General features: G+C 32.3%; 18 protein-coding genes. 16 read left to right on the plus strand and 2 right to left on the minus strand.

Annotation, left to right across the window (positions count from 1 at the left end):
- From GOY08_RS03870 to GOY08_RS03935, 14 genes are all read left to right on the plus strand, one after another.
- Complete coding sequence (locus GOY08_RS03870) at positions 1–1,344, plus strand: FliI/YscN family ATPase (protein WP_158997315.1); 1,344 nt, start codon at positions 1–3, stop codon at positions 1,342–1,344.
- Entirely contained in the window at positions 1,341–1,799 is a 459-nt protein-coding gene (gene fliJ / locus GOY08_RS03875) for a flagellar export protein FliJ (RefSeq protein WP_158997317.1), read from the plus strand. Before GOY08_RS03870 ends, fliJ begins: the two co-directional genes overlap by 4 nt.
- A complete protein-coding gene (locus tag GOY08_RS03880) occupies positions 1,796–2,368 on the plus strand; it encodes a MotE family protein (protein ID WP_158997319.1) in 573 nt (190 codons plus the stop codon). The genes fliJ and GOY08_RS03880 overlap by 4 nt, the downstream gene beginning before the upstream one ends.
- Entirely contained in the window at positions 2,340–3,755 is a 1,416-nt protein-coding gene (locus GOY08_RS03885) for a THUMP domain-containing class I SAM-dependent RNA methyltransferase (protein WP_158997321.1), read from the plus strand. The genes GOY08_RS03880 and GOY08_RS03885 overlap by 29 nt, the downstream gene beginning before the upstream one ends.
- An 18-nt stretch (positions 3,756–3,773) precedes the next feature.
- A complete protein-coding gene (locus GOY08_RS03890) occupies positions 3,774–5,456 on the plus strand; it encodes a patatin-like phospholipase family protein (protein ID WP_158997323.1) in 1,683 nt (560 codons plus the stop codon).
- A gap of 110 nt (positions 5,457–5,566) precedes the next feature.
- Positions 5,567–6,826, plus strand: a complete 1,260-nt coding sequence (locus GOY08_RS03895; RefSeq protein WP_158997325.1) for a hypothetical protein — start codon at positions 5,567–5,569, stop codon at positions 6,824–6,826.
- 85 nt (positions 6,827–6,911) lie between these two features.
- Positions 6,912–7,616: a recombination-associated protein RdgC gene (gene rdgC / locus GOY08_RS03900; protein ID WP_158997327.1), complete on the plus strand. Its 705-nt coding sequence runs from the start codon at positions 6,912–6,914 to the stop codon at positions 7,614–7,616.
- A 9-nt stretch (positions 7,617–7,625) separates the two neighbouring features.
- The gene (locus tag GOY08_RS03905) at positions 7,626–8,126 is read left to right on the plus strand and encodes a peroxiredoxin (protein WP_158997329.1); all 501 of its coding nucleotides are present in this window, start codon (positions 7,626–7,628) and stop codon (positions 8,124–8,126) included.
- Between the two features lie 148 nt (positions 8,127–8,274).
- Positions 8,275–9,042: a fatty acid desaturase family protein gene (locus GOY08_RS03910; RefSeq protein WP_158997331.1), complete on the plus strand. Its 768-nt coding sequence runs from the start codon at positions 8,275–8,277 to the stop codon at positions 9,040–9,042.
- Positions 9,043–9,132: 90 nt separating this feature from the next.
- Positions 9,133–9,804, plus strand: coding sequence for a uracil-DNA glycosylase family protein (locus tag GOY08_RS03915; protein ID WP_158997333.1), 672 nt, complete (start codon positions 9,133–9,135; stop codon positions 9,802–9,804).
- 193 nt (positions 9,805–9,997) lie between these two features.
- Complete coding sequence (gene tig / locus GOY08_RS03920; RefSeq protein ID WP_158997335.1) at positions 9,998–11,278, plus strand: trigger factor; 1,281 nt, start codon at positions 9,998–10,000, stop codon at positions 11,276–11,278.
- Between the two features lie 124 nt (positions 11,279–11,402).
- The gene (locus tag GOY08_RS03925; RefSeq protein WP_158997337.1) at positions 11,403–11,702 is read left to right on the plus strand and encodes a hypothetical protein; all 300 of its coding nucleotides are present in this window, start codon (positions 11,403–11,405) and stop codon (positions 11,700–11,702) included.
- 342 nt (positions 11,703–12,044) lie between these two features.
- Positions 12,045–12,320 carry a hypothetical protein gene (locus tag GOY08_RS03930; protein WP_158997339.1) on the plus strand — a complete coding sequence of 92 codons (276 nt, stop codon included), beginning with the start codon at positions 12,045–12,047 and terminating at the stop codon, positions 12,318–12,320.
- 147 nt (positions 12,321–12,467) lie between these two features.
- A complete protein-coding gene (locus tag GOY08_RS03935; protein WP_158997341.1) occupies positions 12,468–12,914 on the plus strand; it encodes a hypothetical protein in 447 nt (148 codons plus the stop codon).
- Here the strand turns inward: GOY08_RS03935 and GOY08_RS03940 are convergent.
- The gene (locus GOY08_RS03940) at positions 12,903–14,402 is read right to left on the minus strand and encodes an FAD-dependent monooxygenase (RefSeq protein ID WP_158997343.1); all 1,500 of its coding nucleotides are present in this window, start codon (positions 14,400–14,402) and stop codon (positions 12,903–12,905) included. The two genes, GOY08_RS03935 and GOY08_RS03940, sit on opposite strands and share 12 nt — an antisense overlap.
- Before the next feature lie 104 nt (positions 14,403–14,506).
- Between GOY08_RS03940 and GOY08_RS03945 the strand changes: the two genes are divergently transcribed.
- Positions 14,507–15,151 carry a TetR/AcrR family transcriptional regulator C-terminal domain-containing protein gene (locus GOY08_RS03945; RefSeq protein WP_158997345.1) on the plus strand — a complete coding sequence of 215 codons (645 nt, stop codon included), beginning with the start codon at positions 14,507–14,509 and terminating at the stop codon, positions 15,149–15,151.
- 27 nt (positions 15,152–15,178) lie between these two features.
- Here GOY08_RS03945 and ileS read toward each other — a convergent pair whose 3' ends face one another.
- Positions 15,179–18,307, minus strand: a complete 3,129-nt coding sequence (ileS, locus tag GOY08_RS03950; RefSeq protein WP_158997347.1) for an isoleucine--tRNA ligase — start codon at positions 18,305–18,307, stop codon at positions 15,179–15,181.
- 179 nt (positions 18,308–18,486) lie between these two features.
- Between ileS and lepB the strand changes: the two genes are divergently transcribed.
- Complete coding sequence (lepB, locus tag GOY08_RS03955; protein WP_158997349.1) at positions 18,487–19,161, plus strand: signal peptidase I; 675 nt, start codon at positions 18,487–18,489, stop codon at positions 19,159–19,161.
- The last annotated feature ends 25 nt before the right edge of the window (positions 19,162–19,186 follow it).

Here is a 19,186-nt window from a genome sequence, read left to right on the forward strand (position 1 = left end):
ATGTTTTCTAATAATGCATTAGCAAAAATTAAAAAACAACGTGAAATATTACAACCACAAAATCATTTTGAGAATTTTGGTAAAGTTGTTCAAATAGTAGGAACTGTTATTGAGGTTACTTTAGCTGATGCTCCTTTGGGGGCTCTTGTAAAAATATTTAATCGAGAAAAAACTTTTGCGATAGAGGGGGAAATTGTAGGTTTTCGCAAAGAAAAATCTCTTGTGATCCCATTTTCAGAACCGACAGGAGTTTGTGCTAATTCATACGTTCAATGTATTGAAAGAGAGCCTAAAATACTAGTTGGTGAACACTTAATAGGAAGAATTATTGATGGATATGGAAGACCAATGACAGGTTCTCCTTTTCAAATGGGACAGGGAATTCCTTATTCTATTCATCGCGAACCTTTAAATCCTTTGGTAAGAAATAGGATAAGTAAACATTTTGATACAGGAATTCGTTCCATTAATGGGCTTTTAAGTTTTGGAGAAGGGCAAAGAATTGGGATAATGGCTGGCTCAGGTGTAGGGAAAAGTGTTTTGATGGGAATGATTTCTCGTTATTCCGATGCTGACGTAAATGTAATAGCTTTAATCGGTGAGCGAGGAAGAGAAGTTCGAGAGTTTTTAGAGGAAAATCTTGGCTCTGAAGGAATGAAAAAAAGTGTGGTTGTTGTTTCAACTGGAGATCAATCTCCATTAAGCAGAGTTAGAGCGGCTCATGTTGGAACAGCTATTGCAGAATATTTTCGTGAACAAGGCAAAAAAGTTTTACTAATGATGGATTCTTTAACTCGAGTGGCAATGGCTCAACGCGAAATTGGGTTATCAGTTGGCGAACCACCTACTACAAAAGGCTATACTCCATCTGTTTTTTCATTGTTACCTAAACTTCTTGAAAGAGCTGGAAATAGTCAATCATCAGGATCTTTAACAGGAATTTATACCGTTTTAGTTGAGGGAGATGATTTTAATGATCCTATAAGTGATTCGGCAAGAAGCATTTTAGATGGTCACATTAATTTGTCTCGCATCTTGGCTGAAAGAAATCATTTTCCAGCAATCGACATTCTTTCCAGTGCAAGTAGAGTTTTAACTGATATTGCGTCACAAGAGCATCTAAAATGTATAGGCATTATAAGAGATTTAATGTCCGAATATCAAAAGAATGAGGATCTCATAAATATAGGTGCCTATAGCCAAGGTATCAATCCCAAATTAGATAAAGCAATAAAATTACTTCCAAGGATCAACGAATTTTTAAGGCAAGATAGAAATATTATTTGTAATTATCCAGAATCATTGTTGTTATTAAAAGAATTAACTGGAGATGACTTAGCATGAATTTTAAATTCTCATTACAAAGAGTTTTAAATCTTCGTGAACAGGAAACCCAAGATGCAGAATTAAAAGTTGAAAAAACGAAAATTATCATAAATGATCTTAGAAAAATGGTTCACCAAGAAAGAGATCAGTATTTTGATGAAAGAGAAGAACTCAATCAAAATTTGAAATTAGGAAATTTGAGTACGGTTAAACTGTATGAACATTCTTTATTATTAAGACAAGAGAGAATTATAGAACTCCTTGATAATATAAGAAACTATCAAGCAGATTTAGAAGTCTTCCAGCAGATATTAATTCAATCAAAACGAAATCAAAAAATTTTAGAAAATTTAAGAGATTTAAAGAAAAAAGAATTTATAGAAAGAGAAACTGCAAAAGAACAAAAGCTAATTGATGAGATAGGAAACCAAAAGTATATTCGGACACAAATAAATGAAAAAGGTGAGGAATGAGAAAATTTTTAATTTATTTAGTATTTGGAATTTGCCCATTTTTAAATGTCTATGGTGATGATTTACCAACAATTCCAAAGGAATTAACTGCTTCTGAGGCATTAAAAATTAGGGAAGAACTCCAATTAATTAAAATTGATATAGAGCAAAAGATTGTTAAATTAGAAGAAGCAAAAAAATCTTATGATTTAGCAAAGAATGACGTTGATGTGCGGATAAAAAAAATTGAAGAAGAGAAACGTTTACTTGACGAAACTCTTCAAAAAGAGAAAAAACTAAAAGAGGATAGGGTGAAAGAGGCTGTAGAGTTTGTCTCAAAAATGGAGCCTAGGAAGGTAGCTCCTGTTTTGGAATCTATGGATAGAGATTTAGTTATAGCTCTTTTTAGCCGCTTACCTTCTAGGCAAGTGACTAAGCTTCTTGAAAATACTTCACCCGCGAAAGCGACACAATTTTTGGAGTACTATACTAGAATTCGCTCCGGTAGAGAGTTTGAAATGCTACGTGAGTTAGGCTTATGTGCTCCAGCTAAGGAAAAAAATGAAGAAAAAGGAAAACAAACACCCTAATCAGCAAAATAGTGATTATTTGTATGGACAGTCACCTAGTTTAAGATTTTTTGCTACTACTTCTAAAGGACTTGAAGAAACTCTCCAAGAAGAATTATCTGAAATTTTTGATTCTTTGAAAATAAAACATCATATTTGGAAAGGCTCAGCAGGCTGCTATGTTGAATCTCCTTGGTCTGGTGCTGTTAGTGCTAATTTAGCTTCGATGTGTGCAAGTCGAGTTTTATTAGTTCTTCTTGAAAAACAGATAGATACTGAAGAAGATCTTTATTATGTTTGTCGTGAGATTAATTGGTCAGATTTATTTGATAAGCAAAAAACGTTTGCAGTGAATGCTTCTATCAATCACACATTTATTGATAATTCTATGTTTTTAGCTCTTAAAATCAAAGATGCCATCTGTGATCATTTCCGTGATGAATTTGGCAGTAGACCTAATGTTGATACTGAAAATCCTGATGTTAGAATTTTTGTTCGTTTAGTTCAGAAAAAATTAAGTATTTCAATTGATACCACTGGAGAACCTTTGTCGCAGAGAGGGTATCGCACCAAAACAGTGGAGGCTCCACTAAAAGAAACCCTTGCTGCATCTTTATTAAGAATGTCTGGATGGAATAGTTTAGCAAATAGTATTTGGAATACCTCTTCTGCTGTTTATTTTACTGATAAAGAAATAAAGATACTAAAGAAACAAGGACTTCCTGTAAAGGAACAACTTTTATCACCTTTTCTTCTCGATCCAATGTGCGGATCGGGAACTTTTGCGATTGAAGCTGCACTGGCTTTGTTACATTGGAAACCTAATGCGCACAGAAATCATTTTGCTTTTTTTAATTTGTTGCCAGAGTTAGAACGTGATTTAAAAGCATTAACAAAAGATATTAGAAACAAAATACTAGCAAATGAAAAATCTATGACTAATTTAATATTAGTTATTAGAAATTATGCAATTCAAAATAAAATTGAATTTGATGCAAATTCTGTTTATTCAATTATTGCAAGTGATCTCTCTGAGGAAAATTTAGAAACTGCAAAAGAATGTGCAAAAAATGCTGGAGTTAGTAAAATTATTGGTTTTAAAAAATTAAACGCTTTTGTATCAAAGCCCCATGCCTCGGTTGGACTTTGTTTAGTTAACCCACCTTATGGTGAACGCTTAAACGAAAATACAGATTTAGAACCATTTTATAAATCCTTAGGTGATTTATGGAAACAAGATTTTCCAAATTGGACTGCTTGGCTTATTTCTGGAAATGAAGAATTTGCAAAAAAAGTTGGTTTAAAACCTACCCGTAAAATATCTGTGTATAATGGAAGCATTCCTTGTAAGTTTTTTCAATATGTTTTGTATCCAAGGAATTCAAAAAATTCTAATCCTAGTAGTTAGAATTATAAGGAGATCTACTTGGTTGCGGATAAATTTTGTGGTTATAAAGAATTTAGGGTGATGTATATTGCGGATTCTTCTTTAATAGAGTCTTTAAAAGTTGATTTTATAAAGGCAGGTGCAAGAATAATAAATCCTGATAAACCCAACTCGTTTTCAGTTTCATCTTATTTATTAAGAAGACTTGCCTTAGCAGCAAATTCTTTTCCGGGTGCAACTGTTAACTTTTATGATGATGTGCATGTTGTTGCAAGTGAATTGCCTATTTTTGATGCAGATCTTATCATTTTGGATGAGAGAACTTTGGAAAAGGATCAGTCCTTTTTTTCGCAGCAATCCAATAAAGTAAATGACCAAAATATTCAACAGGAAGAAGAAAATCCTGAATTGGCAAAAGTATTACATTCTTCCTCTATTACAAGCGAGAAAAAAGATCAAAAAATACCAATCACATTTGAAAATCTTCGTTCTGCAATTGAAAAATTTACCCCATCTGGATTTTTGTATACTATGCGGAGAATTGTTGTCATATTGCCAAAATCTGCACGGAAATCAAATCGAGAGTTTTACCTTAGTCTCGCCAATGTACGCGCGGTTATTATTGAACCTTCAGATTCAGTAGAATTATTTTTGGCTGCAACAAGACAACTATATGAGTTTAGGCAATCCCATAAAAAAACAAGTATTTGCATTTCTGGTGGGGGATTAGAAGGTTATATTTATTCCATAGGTGTTGTGAATGCATTAGATAATTGTTTACTAGATAAAGAATCTGGAGATTTTGATATTTTCTGTGGAGTCTCATCTGGGGCAATAATTGCTAGTACATTAGCAGTGGGTGTTCATTCTGATGATCTTGTCAAACAAATCTATAGACGACACACAAGCTTAGAACCATTAGGTCTAAATACTGTATTTGATTTTGCTGGTTCTGAAATAATAAAAAGAGCCTTTGATTTTATTCGGGCTTTTTCATCATTTGACTCAGGCGAAGTCATAAGTAGATTGCAGCATTCAGTTCCTACAGGTTTTTTTAAAGGTGAAAAATTAAAAAAATTTTTTGAAAAGCAAATGCGTCATTTTGGGATAGAAGATAATCTTTCATCTCTTAAAAAAGAACTTTACATCAGCGTTACCGATCAAGATACAGGAGAAAATATTGTTTTTGGAGAAGAACCTTGGAAAGATATAAAAATTAGTCAAGCTATTCGTGCAAGTACAGCCTTGCCACCCTTTTATTTGCCTGAACTGATCAAGGGTCATTGGTTTACAGATGGGCAGTTGACAAGTGCTTCAGATTTTAACACTGCAATAAGAAAAGGAGCAGCACTAGTAGTTTATATTGACCCGATGGTTCCATATACAAGCAATTTACCTGGGGCAGTAATGAAGCGCGGCGGTTACTTTACAATGGTGCAGGCGGTTAAAAGTTTAGTGCAAACTCGTTCTAGTTCAATGTTAAAGCATTCTATGGATAATCATCCTGATGTTGATTTTATTATTTTTAAGCCAACTGATGAAGTTATGGAAGCTATGGCTGGTAATCCTATGAAATATTACATCCGTTCTGAATTGGTTGAATTAGGTTATCGTTGTACTATAGCACAAATATTAGCTTCTTATGATGCAATAGCACATAAATTTGCAAAGCATGGCTATGCATTAAAATCGAAAAATATGATTGCCTCCCTCTTAAACTGACAAATTTCCTACATAAAAATTTCCTATAGGCAATAATTGAAGCTTGAATCCATTCTTTTACATTCCGATATAAACTTTGCATAGGGAAAACAGTGCTTAGAGGTTGTGAAATGACTAATATTCGCCTAAAGAAAACCGACTCAAATAACCGGCAAAAAGAAAAGACTGAAGAAGAAAAAAATGTTCCAAAAAATGAAACATTTCCAGATGGAACTTCTGAGGATGATTTAGGTAAGAAAAGAAAAATGATTCTTACAGGAATTACTGCCGGTGTTGGAGTTGCTGGAGCTGCAGCAGCTGGATTATTATTTTTTGGTCCTTTTTCACCTTTTGGAGTGAAAGAAAACGAAAAACAAGATACTATACCTACAGATAAACTAGCTCAATCACCAACTAAAAAAGAGGAACCGGTTAAAGTGCAAGTCCCTCAAGAACATATGGTTGAACAATCAAACGTAATTGCATCTCCAGTAGGGAAAGATTCTTCTAAATCTTCATCTAATAAAGTAGCTGTTGTACCACAAGTTAAAGAAACAGAACCAAAAAAGCAAAATGTGATAGAGAGCCCAAAACAAACAAATGAAAAACCTTCAGTACAGTTAGACACTAAAGATATTCCTCCTCCTTTTATTGCTCCAAAAAATGAAATTGCAGTTGCTACTCTTCCAAAGGAAGCAACTGGTCCAGCAGTATACAACTATGATATTTTAGATGGTGGGCCATTGTTAAATATCCCTCAAAAACAAAAGATATACGTTTCGAGAGATCCTAATTTTAAGAAAATATATTTAAATGGTTCCGCTGATTCTTCTGGTAAATATAGAATTTCAATACCACCGCCAGGTGATATTTATTGGAAAGATCAAAATGAAAATGTTCATAAAATGACAATTATACCCCCAGAATCTTCTGCTTTGATTGCTGAAATCCCAGAGCAATTAAAACTTAAGGATTCAATAAAATGGAATTCTAATGGGAAAGTTTCATTTTATAGAATTGAAATAGCAACAGATATTGACTTTTTAAATCGAGTAAAAGTTTTTAGTACAGTAAAAACAAGTTTCCCCGTGCAAAATATTGGCAAAGGTAGATGGTATTTAAAAATTTCGGCCTTAAATTTACAAAGTGGTACTTGGGATTACACTAAGATATTTCCAATTAATATTGAAGATTATGTAAGCGTAAAAGAGCCAGTCGTTTCAGAAGAACCTAAAAAAGAGGAACAACCAGTTCCTGAAGTTAAAGAAGCTAAGCCTGAAGAGCCTACACCTGCAGTTCAACCTGAAGATCCTCCTGTAAAAGCAGCAGAACCTGTAGCTCCTGTAGAAGCCACTGTGCCTGAAAAATCATCGCCACCACCAGAAGAATAGCATTCTAAGATTTTCTCATGTAAATTACCCTTTGGACTGTTTATATTTTAAACAGATTTAATAGAAATTAAACAAAGGGTAATATATGCCAATTGCGACAGGCTCACTTGCTTTGAAGCGCTTTCAAATACTTACGCACGGTAAAGATTTATCTATTCAATGGATTATGGAAAAACTAAGCAAAGCCTTTATTTCTCCTCTAAATATTGATGATGTGAGAGAAGAAGCAAATGGATTTTGCCATCCTTTTACAGGTGAAGCAAAGATTGAATATCCTCATTCCCTTGTTTTTGATCAGTTTTTTTTATTTGGAATGAGATCTGATAGAAAAAAAATCCCAGCTACGTTTATGAAGTTGCAGCTACGTAATGCATTAGAAGCATTAGGGCACGAAAAAGAAGATAGCCAAGGTACGAAAAAGAAAATTGGAAAAAAAGTTAGGGATACAATTAAAGATAAATTAAAGGAAGAACTATTAAGAAACTCTATACCAACGGTTAAATTAACAGAAGTTTTGTGGAATTTAAAAGATAATCAAATATGGCTAACAACCACTTCTCCATCATCAATAACTGAGTTCGAAAAATTATTTTCCGAAGCTTTTGATTTGCCAATTATAAATATTAATCCAGGCACTGCAGCATTGGATTTTGAGAAAATACAATTAAATTTAAATACAGATATGCAACCATATTTAGATCTATCTCCTGTTTCTTTAGCGAATAAGTTTCATTTTGAAAGAAAAACTGAAAATAGTAATGAAACAGAATCAAGCCAACCAGTTTTTTAGGAATAATTTATGCCAACAAAAAAAACAGAACAATCTCCTATTTTACAAAAACCTTATAAAGTTAAAAAATTTTCAGTTGTAGATGAAAATGGAAATAATATTACTGAGAAAACCCTTTTAGGAAAATGGAATGTAATTTATTTCTATCCTAAAGATATGACTTCTGGCTGTACTTTAGAGGCAAATGATTTTCAAACTAAATTAAAAACATTTCATAAATTTGGATGTGATATTTATGGAGTAAGCAAAGATTCCTGTCAAAGCCATTTAAAATTTATTCAAAAAGAAGGTTTGAAATTTACATTGTTATCTGATGAAGAAGGTAAATTACTTGAAAATTTTGCTGTATGGAAAGAAAAAAGTATGTACGGAAAAAAATATATGGGAATTGAGCGTTCAACTTTTTTAATTAACAAAGAAGGAATGGTTGTTGCAGAATGGAGAAAAGTTAAAGTAACTGAGCATGTAGAAACTGTTCTAGAAGTTTTAAAACAATTAACAAGCTCATAAAATCTTCAAATGTTTTATTTTTCGTCAATTATTTTGGAATGCAAAAAAGAATAAAAATGCTTGGAAATGACATATTTTCAAATTTTTCATTTTTATGTTAATATAGCTTCAAATTGTAATTTATTTAACAATTTTATGGAGTTCAGTAATGCATGAAATAGATAATGAAGCGAATAGCCAAGAAATAATCCAACGTGATAAAACTGAATTGGCCAATGGATACCCCAAATGGTTTAGAGCAGTTGAGTTTGTTGGATTATTTCTATTTTTGTCATTTGCCTTTATTATAAGTTGGAAAATTATAGCCTCCTTCAATGAGCTCTGGTTTTTATCTCTCCCAGCACTTTTAATTGGCTGGATATTGAGTGATTTTGTTGGTGGTATTGTCCACTGGGCGGGTGATACATGGGGTTCAGTTGATATCCCTATTTTAGGGCCTGCTTTAATTCGTCCCTTCAGAGAGCATCATGTAGATCAATTGGCTATTACACGGCATGACTTTATTGAAACGAATGCAGCTTGTGCACTTGCAGGAACTCCTGTTCTGTTTGTTTGTCTTTTTTTACCTATTGGTTCTTTGCATAAATTTTCATCGTTTTGTGTTTATTTTATTTTTTTCATGACTATATTTGTTTTATTTACAAATCAAATTCATAAATGGGCTCATGCAAAAAAAGCAAATTTTTTAATTAAAATATTACAGAAATATAGAATTTTTTTAAATCCTGAGCACCACAAAATTCATCATACTGTTCCATTCAATAAATATTATTGTATAACGACTGGATGGATGAATCCTATATTAACTTATTTTGAATTTTTTCCAAAGATGGAGCGCTTGATTACAAAATATACGAAAGCTTTGCCAAGAAGAGAAGACATTGGGCAAAAAGCTGCTGAGAAACTCCTCAACTAAAATCAGTAGAATCTAAAATAGTTAATCTTTACAATTTTTAAAATCTTCAATATCAATAAAATTGTTTTTATTTTAGAAGAAAGAAAATTCATGTCGTTCACCAAAGAAACATTACTGCAGAACATCAAAGCTCGCACAATGGCTCATATTCTTGAGGGTGTTGAACGGTTTCCTAAACCCACAAAAATAGAAACACTGCCTCATTTGCCTTCAGATGAAAATTTAGCAATTAAAATTTCACAGTGTGGTTTGTGTCCCTTAGCTCAAATGCGGAACCATGTAGTTGTTTCTAAAGAAATTGTTCCAAAAAAATATTTTATATTAGGAGACTTTCCCGATTCCATAGAGGATAAATCAGGAGATGTATTCAGTGAAAAATCTCCTTTAGCAAGTCTAATTTTGAATCTTTTAAGCAAAATTGGCATTAAAAACGATTCTTATTTTTCTTATGCAGTAAAGTGTTTTCCACAAAAAGCTCTATACACAGATTCTCTCCATATTTGCGTCCAAAATAATTTAATAGAAGAGCTAAAATGTGTAGCTCCAGAATATATTTTTTGTTTTGGCTACCGTTCTTTGAAAGGTTTGTATAGCGCTCTGCAGATTACCTCATCTTTAAAAAATATCAATGAAAACAGCTTACTAGATAAAATAGAAATTTCTGGAAAAGTTGTCCAGCCTTATTTTCTCCCTAGTATTAAAGAGTTATATGAGTTTCCCCACTGGAGAAAACAGGTTTGGGAGCTCCTTTCAAGTCTCTGATTGTTTCTTTTCTCCTCTTGGGTCTCTTAAAATTATTGATTTTATAGTCAAAATGCAGTTCAGTATTGACCTAACAGGTACTCTCTAGTAATGGTTTTTAGCTAAACAATTGGTGTTTGCTTCGCTCTTTAAAGGACTTGGCAACTTTAAGCAACATCCGTTTTATGGATTTTTTATTAAGTAGGAACTAAAAATGACATTTTCCTCAACAATTGAAGAAGTGAATAGCACTCGTCGTAAATTCAAAATATCAGTACCAGCTGCTTCTATTAAAGTAGCATTTTCTGAAGTTGCTTCCGAAATTCAAAAAACTGCAGAAGTTAGAGGTTTTCGTAAAGGAAAAGCTCCTCAAGCTTTAATTAGAAAGTTTTATTTTGGTGACATAGTAAAAAAAGCTGCTGATAAAGTAATTAATAATGCATATTCTGATGTTGCTAAAACAGCAGACTTTCAAATAGTTAGTTATCCACACATAGAACCAGAAAATCAATTTGATGAAAATAATGATTTTCAATTTTCTGCAACTGTAGATATCAATCCTAAAGTAGAAATTAAGGATTATTCAAACTTAACAGTTAAATTAAATAAAAATTTAAATATAAATGTTGAAGAAGAGCTTGATAAGTTATTAAATAATTACGCAAGAATTTTAGGAAAAACTGAAAAAGATGAAAGCGGAAGAGCTCTTGTTAAGGGTGATGTAGCTAATGTTTCTTATAAAGTATTTTCAGCTGAGAATGAGCTAAAAAATAAAGAGACAAATTCACAGATGATTGAATTAAATGGTACCAATCTTCCAGCAATTGAAGAAGCCATTCTTGGATTAAAAGCAGGCGAATCTAAAACTTTTTCAGTAACATATCCTGAAAACTATCAAGATAATGAACTAAAAGGATTAACAGTTGAATTTCAATTGGTAGTAAACTCAGTTGAAACTATAGTTCCTGCAGAATTAAATGATGAGTTTGCCACTCGTTTAGGCCATAAAACAATTGAAGAAGCAAAAACAAACTTACTTGAAACAATTAGAAAATCAAATGAAGAAGCTCGCTCTAGCTCTGCATTTGCGCAAATTGTAGATCATGTTCTTGCAGTAAATAATTTTGAAGTAGCTGAAAGTTTAATTGAAAGCACTATTGACCGTGCTATTGCTGAAGCAAATGCGAATGCAGCAAAAAATGCTCAAATTAATAAGGAAGATGAACAAGCTCGTGCGGGATATCGTGAGTGGGCTGCAAAACAAGTGCGTGGAATTTTAGCATTAGGTCATATTGCTAGACAAGAAGAAATAGTTGTGAGTGATGATGAAATGTTAAGAGACATGGCTTCCTATGCAATGGCAAATCGTATGGATCCACGTGAATTAATAAAGCGTGCAGGAACACAAGTTTATGATGAGTTCCGTGGGCAAGTTATGATTCGCAAAGTAATTTCTAAAATTTTAGAAAAAGCACAAATTGAATATATTGACTAAGTAAAAAAATTTTTAAAAAAGATTTTGATCTTGGAATAAATTCTGAGTTCGTGAAGTATTAATAATTGAGGATGATTTTTTGCTCCTCTTATTTTAATCAACGCCAATTTTTTTGGGGGTTTTCATGAAACTTATATCTTTAGTTGCTGCATCTCTTCTTACTTTTTCTGCTTTTGCTAACGAAGCTGCTTCTGAAGCAGCAGCTCCTGCGGCTGCTCCAGCTGCTGCAGCTGAAGCAAAACCAACTTCTACAGCAGCTGCAAGTGATGCAAACGCTGAAGCTAAGCCAGCAGAACACAAAAAAGCTGAGAAGAAAAAAGCAGAAAAGAAAAAATCTGCTCATAAGAAAAATAAAGCTAAAAAATCTGAAGCAGCTAAGTCTGAAGCAGCTCCAGCAGCTGAAGCAGCTCCAGCTTCTAACTAATAACAGTAACTTTAAAGCTGTTGTTATTGGAAAAGCCTCCTTACAAGGAGGCTTTTTTCATTTAAAATATTATGAATTAAAACAAAAAAGTATTTTTCAATTTCTCTTTTAAAATATAAATCATATCAAAGTAACAATTTATATTGACTTTTTATAAATATAAATTTATCTTAGCAAAAGATAATTGCTTGAATCTGTGATTTTATTTGCCTTTTTTTACTTGTACTTTCTATTGATTTGTAAATATGGCAATTAAAGTTCTGAATAATATTAAATATTCCTTATTTTTTCTTTAATTAAATATATTGCTTTTATTTCCTTGGTAATTGAAAGGATCACGTCATGGGAATTTTATATCCTATCGAAGATTATGAGATTTGGGCTAAACGCTATGATATTGAAATCAAGACTATTCGTTGTGACAAATGTGGTAAAGCTATTACCACCTCAAAACCGTTTGCATTAGGTCAACTTCGAGGACTTCTTGCAGAAAATCATGGTTGTGAAGGAAAATGCTTAGCTTCTGTGGTATTTCATGGCAATCAACTGAAAAAAATAGAAGGCATGTTAAATCAAAAAAAGAAAGCTAAAAAATCTAGATTTATCAATATTATATAATAATATTTAAATTAGTTCTTTATATTAAAGGGCAAATTAGAAAAATTATTGATTTATATCAATTTTATGCTAAAATTATACAGCTGATAGTGTACTTCCTCTCCTGCTATGCTCATTAAAATAAATTTAACAATTCTAAAGGTTTCTATGAAGTTTAAATTTAATAATATATTCAACATATTGTATGCTTTAATGGCGTTGTTTGTTTTCAATAATATCTATGCAGTTGATTATATTGAAACTAAAAAAGAAATTGGGGAAATACCTTTAAAAAATTATATTATATCACACAAAAATTGGATAAAAACTTTTTACCAGCAAGATAGAAACTTATTAACAAGTACAAAATGTCATTGCAATGAGCCTAGCTCAATTTACAGACCAAATTTCTATGAGATAAATGAATTATCTCCTATTTTTTCGAAATATTCTTATATTAGAGAAAATATTGAAAGACCTGTTTCTTTTAAAAGTAAAGAATTGATTCAAAATATTGAATTTATTATGACCCCACATTTTAATTTAATTGGTGCACAAGTTTTTTCAAATTCAAATATAAATGTTTCTTTAGAGTTAAAAGCTTTATTTTTTTAGCCAATAATTTAATTGCTTTTTTATTGTAACAGAAGATTGTAAATGATCTGATGCCCAGGCAATATATAAATCAGGTCTAATGAGCAGATACTTAGTTTTGAAGAATTCATACCTTTTTTCTGTATATTTAAAATGATAAATTTCTAATCTATCTTTAAATTCTTCTGGAAATCTAAATTTCTGATGTGTAAAACAAATGAAAATAAAATTACCTTTAGAAAATAAATTATATAAATTTAGACAATTGAAATCTTGAAAAAGCTCTAAATTTGGAATTCTACAACCAATCAGTTTATTTTCTTCAGTAGAATTTTGATAATTTATGTGTAAACCAGCTATTTCTTCTGTAAGCTTTTTATTCACAGCATCAATTTCTAATATAACATCTTCAAAATATTTTCTAAAAACTAAATCACTATCATTTGTTCTAAATAATAAGCTTTCCTGCTTTTTTATAGATTCCATTAACATTTTTCCTGCTTTCAGACGTTCCGTTTGGTAGCTATCAAGTAACCATTTTGGAGCCCATCCTTTTAATTCTGCAGCTAGTTTCCAGCCTAAATTAAAAGCATCTTGAATGCCATAATTTAATCCTTGTCCTCCAGCTGGAAGATGATAATGAGCAGCATCACCAGCAAGTATAACTCTATTCTTTATCAGCTGTTTTGCTAATTTATTAGCATTACCAAAACTGGATATCCAATGCGGATTTTTTATTCCAAAATCATGACCACAAATATCTACTAAATAATTCTTTATTAGATCTAAATTTAGTGAACTTTGAACAATTTCATCACTAATATTATTACTTATAATGATAAAACGTGTAAGATTTTTTCCTGCAGGCATTGCGACAACTAAGCCCTTTGAGCTAAATTCACATTGCGTTGAATAGGCTAATGGCGTATCCAAATAAACATCAGCAAGTAATGCTGTATTAGTTTTATTTGTTCCTAACATTTCTATGTTGCTTAGTTTTCTTATAACACTTTTTGCGCCATCGCATCCAACTAAGTATTTTGCATGAAATTTTGACTTTTTTTCTAGATAATTTGCTTCAATTACAACACCATCATAATATTCTTCAAAATACACAACTTCATGTTCTCTTAAAATCTCTACACCATGTTCTAAGGCATGGTTTTGTAATAAAATTTCTGTTTCTTTTTGCGGTAACCAAAGTGTAAAATTACATGGACTATCAAGCATAAACATTTTTAATTTAATCATGACTGCATAGTGATACAGAGGTAGTCTTGGATCTTTTTCAAGTAGCTCTTTTCCTTTTTCGATAAAGCTTTCTAAAAGACCTCTAGCGGAAAGAAGTTCTGCCGTTCTTGGGTGGATTGTTGCTCCTCTTGATTCGGGTGATTCTGCTATTTTATTGTCCAAAACCAACACTTTTATTCCCTTCAATGCTAATTCATAGGCCAGCATTAATCCTGTAGGCCCTCCTCCCGCAATTACAACTTCATATTGGTTTTTCATTTGTATTTTCCTTTGTATTGTTTTTAAGTTGAAGGAAATAAAGTGTACCCTAACACTGTTAGTTATATAATCTAACAGTGTTAGGTTGTCAATGGAGGGATGTTTTGAACCAAACACAAGCAAAAAATATTGTAAATGTAGCTTTAGATCTATTGGATGAAGTTGGTTATGAAGGTGTAACCATGCGTAAATTAGCTGAAAAATTAAATATTAAGGCTCCAACTTTGTACTGGCACTTCAAAAATAAACAAGAATTGATAGATAAAATAGCAGATTCTCTGCTTTCAGATGTGGCCATCAAACCTTTAAATTCTGAAATAAGCTGGGCAGATCAAATTAAATTGATAGCTAAAGACATTCGTCGCGCCTTGCTTTCCCGGCGAGATGGTGGATTAATATATGCTGGAACAGTAGTACCTACTGAAAATGTATTTCGAGTTTATCATGCTATTGTTAATCCTCTAATTAAAAATAATTTTCAGGCAATTACTGCAGGTAGATTTGCATTTAATATATTATATTTTGTCTTAGGTTTTGTTATTGAAGAGCAAGGAAATAAAAAAATAAATGAAAAAAACTACCTCAATAAAGTAACAAGTTTTTCAAGTATCAATTTGCAAAATGTATTGAACAACAACTTAAATATGGTACTAGAAGATTTATTTGCTGATAATGAAGAAGAACGTTTTGAATTTGGCTTGGATCTTTTATGTCAAGGTTTAATGACTTTGCAAAAGAAAAACCCTTAGAAATTTTTTTCTAAGGGTAGAAGAATATTATAGAAGACACATTTTTATTGTAACAGTTTCTCCTTCACAAGATATTTCTGTTGCATATACTGCCTCTTTAGGTAAAACGTTTGTTATCTGTGATAATGTTTCGTCTTCAATATAGGTCTTATTCGCCTCAACAGCTTTTTGTAAAGCTGCATTAGTTTCTATTTGCAAATATATTTTATCTTCTACATTGAAGTCAGCTGACTTTCTAGCTTTTTGAATTAAGCTAACTAATTCTCTAGCGACACCTTCCAAACGTAACTCTTCTGAAATATTAGGATCTAGAGCAGCAACAATTTCGGCATCTGTTGCAACCAAGTTGTTGCCACTGGGTCTTAACTCAACTATGACAGAGTCAGGATCTAATACAAAACTATTTACAGAAAAAGTTTGTTTCTTTAAAGCAAGAATTGAATTTTCTTGGGAAAGTTCATTAAGCAAGGCTTGCAATTCTTTTATTTTATCACCTAAAGATTTTCCTAACACTTTAAAATTTGGTTTTACAATTATTTTTGCTAATTCCGAAGGGTCTTGAGTAATTGAAACCTCTTTTACATTTAATTCTTCACAAATAACATGAGTGTGGGACAAGATTTTTTGTCCTATTTCTTTTGATAAAACACCAACAGTTAGTTTCTTTAATGGCTGTCTATTTTTTAGTTTATGTGTGACTCGAATTGTTCTTCCTAATTCAACAACTCTTCTTGCTAAAGCAACTTCTTCAAGAAGGTTTGCTTCTTCTTGAGAAATTTTTCTGTATTCTGGCATTAAAGCTAAATGCACACTTCCAATTTTTTGCAAGTCTTTAGTTAAGGCTAATTTACCAAAGAAATATTCAGCAGTAAAAGGTGCAAAAGGAGCAAGAATTTGGGTTGCATGAAGCAATACTTTGTACAAAGTAGAATAAGCCTCTTTGTTACTTTCCCAAAACCGTCTGCGGCTGCGTCGAATATACCAATTATTTAAATCATCGAAAAATTGGGTAATTGCAGGAGCTGCTTTGGCAATTTGATAATTACTCATAGAATTATCTATGTTTTTTATCAATTCATTTAATTGGAGTAAAATCCATTTATCAAGATCATTTTTACTTTCAACAAAATCTTTTTCAGGGCACCATTTATCAATTGAGGCATAAGTTGCAAAGAAAGAATATGCATTCCAGAGTGGTAAGAGGACTCTACGAGTACTTTCTTTTACACCTTCAACACTGAAACGTACCTCTTCAGCAACAGTCGCTGGAGAGGACAATAAAAAGAGGCGAACAGAATCAGCTCCGTACTCATCTAAAGTTGCCATTGGATCAGGATAATTCTTTAGACTCTTACTCATTTTTCTGCCATCGGAAGCTAAAACAAGTCCATTTACAACAACATTTTTAAAAGCAGGTTTTTCAAATAACAGACTAGATAATAAAGTTAATGTATAAAACCATCCCCTTGTTTGATCCAATCCTTCACATATGAAATCTGCAGGAAATAATGAAGCAAATTCCTTTTCACGTTTGAATGGATAGTGATGTTGGGCATAAGGCATAGATCCTGATTCAAACCAACAATCAAGGACAAATGGAACTCTTTTTAAGAATGTACCAGGAAATTTAGTAGATGGGATTAGTATATCATCAATAAATTCCATGTGGAGATCAGTTATTTTTTTATCAGTATATTTTTGTAATTCCGCAATGGATCCAATACAAAGTTCTTCTCCTGTAGTCTCATTTTTCCAAACGGGTATTGGATTACCCCAATAACGAGAACGGCCTATATTCCAATCTCTTGCATTTTCCAGCCATTTGCCAAATCTTCCATATTTAATGTGATCTGGTACCCAATTAATTTGTTCATTCATTTTTAAAATAAGCTCTTTATTTTCTTGTATTTTAACAAACCAAGAAGGCACTGCACGGTACATTAAGGGAACACCTGAACGGTAACAATGCGGATAACTGTGTACAAATGTTTCATGTTTGAAAACAAATCCACGTTTTTTTAAATCAGCAATAAGAATTTTATCACCTGATTTAAAGTCTAATCCAATAACCTCAGGAATGTTACCTTCAATAAATTTTCCATTTGTATCTAAATGATCAAAAATAGGGAGGCCATATTGTTTTGCAGCATTAAAGTCATCTTCACCAAAAGCAGGAGCAGTATGAACCGCTCCCGTACCAGTATCGTGTAAAACATAATTTGTTGCATAAACTTTAAAAGAATGCTCTCCCCCCTTATCAATCCACGAATCAAAAAAAGGTTCATAAGCACAATTTACCAGTTCTTCCCCAGCAAATTCACGTATAAGTTGATATGTTTCTTCTTTTGCCCAATATGCTGAAATTCTACTTTTTAAAATATAAAAATGTTCGCCAGATGCTGTATCAATAACTTCAGCATAAATTCCTTTTGCATCAATAGCGACAGCGAAGTTGGCTGGTAGAGTCCAAGGTGTAGTTGTCCATACTAACAAGGATTTTCCTGCGTGTTTTCCTTTTAATTTTGCTTTTATTGTCAAAGAAGGGTCTTGAACATCTCTATAGTCAAGACTTGCCTCAAAATTTGATAAAGTAGTTCCTAATGCTGTAGAATAACTAACAACAAATTTGCCCTCATAAATAAAGCCTTTGTCCCATAATTTTTTGATTATGTACCAGACACTTTCCATGAATTCAGGATCCATTGTTCTGTATTCATCATCCATATCAACCCAGCGACCTAGTCTTTTAATGTAATTTCGCCATTCTTTTGTGTATCTTACTACTGAATTACGACATGCTTTGTTAAATTCTGCTATGCCATATTTTTCAATATCTAATTTTCCATTTAATCCGAGCTCTTTTTGCACAAGTAGTTCAACAGGAACGCCATGGCAATCCCAGCCAAATCTTCTTTCGACTCTATAGCCCTTCATTGTAAAATAACGAGGAAAGGCATCTTTCACGGAACCTGGGACAAAGTGGCCAAAATGTGGCAATCCTGTTGCAAAGGGAGGTCCATCATAAAAATTATATTTTTTATCAATAGGGCGTTCAGAAATGCTTCGTTGAAAAATATTTTCATTGTCCCATTTTTCTAATATTTCTTTTTCTATGGCGGGGAAATTTATCCCTTTAGGTGGCTTTTCAACTTGCATTTCAGTCTCCTGATTTTCCTTTGACTTATTTCAACCGATCTCCGGTATTCTGTTGGGTATATCAAATAATCTAGGAAGTAGTATAGTTTTTTAAGTGGAAAAAGTTTTTGAAAAGTGTATGTATATTGAACAATTTGGCTATTCTGCAAGGCATTGTTTTTACATGAGGAGATCCCACTTTGTTAAAGCGATATTTGAATGATATTTTTTGGGTGGTTATTTTTGTCTTGTTCTTCGTGTTACTGAAAACTTCAGTCCTTAGTTTTTATATGATACCTTCTTCTTCAATGCTGCCAAATATAACTCCTGGTGACAGAATTTTTTTAAATAAGCTTAAATACGCTCTTTGGTTACCTTTTCAGTCAAAGCCGATAATCAAATGGAGTTCCCCTAAAAGAGGTGACATTATACTCTTTAGCCCTCCTAATGAAAAAGATATTTTTATTAAGCGGGTCATCGGTATACCGGGAGATTCTATATCCTTCAATAAAGGTATGATAACAATCAATGATCATCAGTTGTCATACAGCTATATAGGTAATAACCCTACAACTATTTACCAAAATTCTTTAATATTAGAAGAAAATAAAGATTTACAATTACCTCCTCATTTAATACTACTGTCGGAAACTCCAAGTCATACGTACTTTGAGAAGAGGAACTTTACCGTTCCTCCAAATAAAGTGTTTGTTCTTGGCGATAACCGTGATAGCTCTATTGACAGCCGTATATTTGGTTTTATAGATGAAGATACCATATTAGGTGAAACAGGATTTGTCTTATTCTCGACAACTGGAAATGAACGTTTTTTTCCTGAATTTAAGACAGAACGCTTTTTCAAAGCAATAGACTAGTGTGGAAATTGGTAAAATATAATAG

Source organism: Pigmentibacter ruber, assembly GCF_009792895.1.
Classification (GTDB): domain Bacteria; phylum Bdellovibrionota_B; class Oligoflexia; order Silvanigrellales; family Silvanigrellaceae; genus Silvanigrella; species Silvanigrella rubra.

Coding starts and splice junctions, on each gene's coding strand:
- GOY08_RS03885 (WP_158997321.1), top strand. CDS start 2,340: ATGAAGAAAAAGGAAAACAAACACCCTAATCAGCAAAATAGTGATTAT.
- GOY08_RS03905 (WP_158997329.1), top strand. CDS start 7,626: ATGCCAACAAAAAAAACAGAACAATCTCCTATTTTACAAAAACCTTAT.
- fliJ (WP_158997317.1), top strand. CDS start 1,341: ATGAATTTTAAATTCTCATTACAAAGAGTTTTAAATCTTCGTGAACAG.
- GOY08_RS03940 (WP_158997343.1), bottom strand. CDS start 14,402: ATGAAAAACCAATATGAAGTTGTAATTGCGGGAGGAGGGCCTACAGGA.
- tig (WP_158997335.1), top strand. CDS start 9,998: ATGACATTTTCCTCAACAATTGAAGAAGTGAATAGCACTCGTCGTAAA.
- GOY08_RS03870 (WP_158997315.1), top strand. CDS start 1: ATGTTTTCTAATAATGCATTAGCAAAAATTAAAAAACAACGTGAAATA.
- GOY08_RS03935 (WP_158997341.1), top strand. CDS start 12,468: ATGAAGTTTAAATTTAATAATATATTCAACATATTGTATGCTTTAATG.
- GOY08_RS03930 (WP_158997339.1), top strand. CDS start 12,045: ATGGGAATTTTATATCCTATCGAAGATTATGAGATTTGGGCTAAACGC.
- GOY08_RS03915 (WP_158997333.1), top strand. CDS start 9,133: ATGTCGTTCACCAAAGAAACATTACTGCAGAACATCAAAGCTCGCACA.
- GOY08_RS03925 (WP_158997337.1), top strand. CDS start 11,403: ATGAAACTTATATCTTTAGTTGCTGCATCTCTTCTTACTTTTTCTGCT.
- ileS (WP_158997347.1), bottom strand. CDS start 18,307: ATGCAAGTTGAAAAGCCACCTAAAGGGATAAATTTCCCCGCCATAGAA.
- GOY08_RS03895 (WP_158997325.1), top strand. CDS start 5,567: ATGACTAATATTCGCCTAAAGAAAACCGACTCAAATAACCGGCAAAAA.
- GOY08_RS03880 (WP_158997319.1), top strand. CDS start 1,796: ATGAGAAAATTTTTAATTTATTTAGTATTTGGAATTTGCCCATTTTTA.
- GOY08_RS03910 (WP_158997331.1), top strand. CDS start 8,275: ATGCATGAAATAGATAATGAAGCGAATAGCCAAGAAATAATCCAACGT.
- rdgC (WP_158997327.1), top strand. CDS start 6,912: ATGCCAATTGCGACAGGCTCACTTGCTTTGAAGCGCTTTCAAATACTT.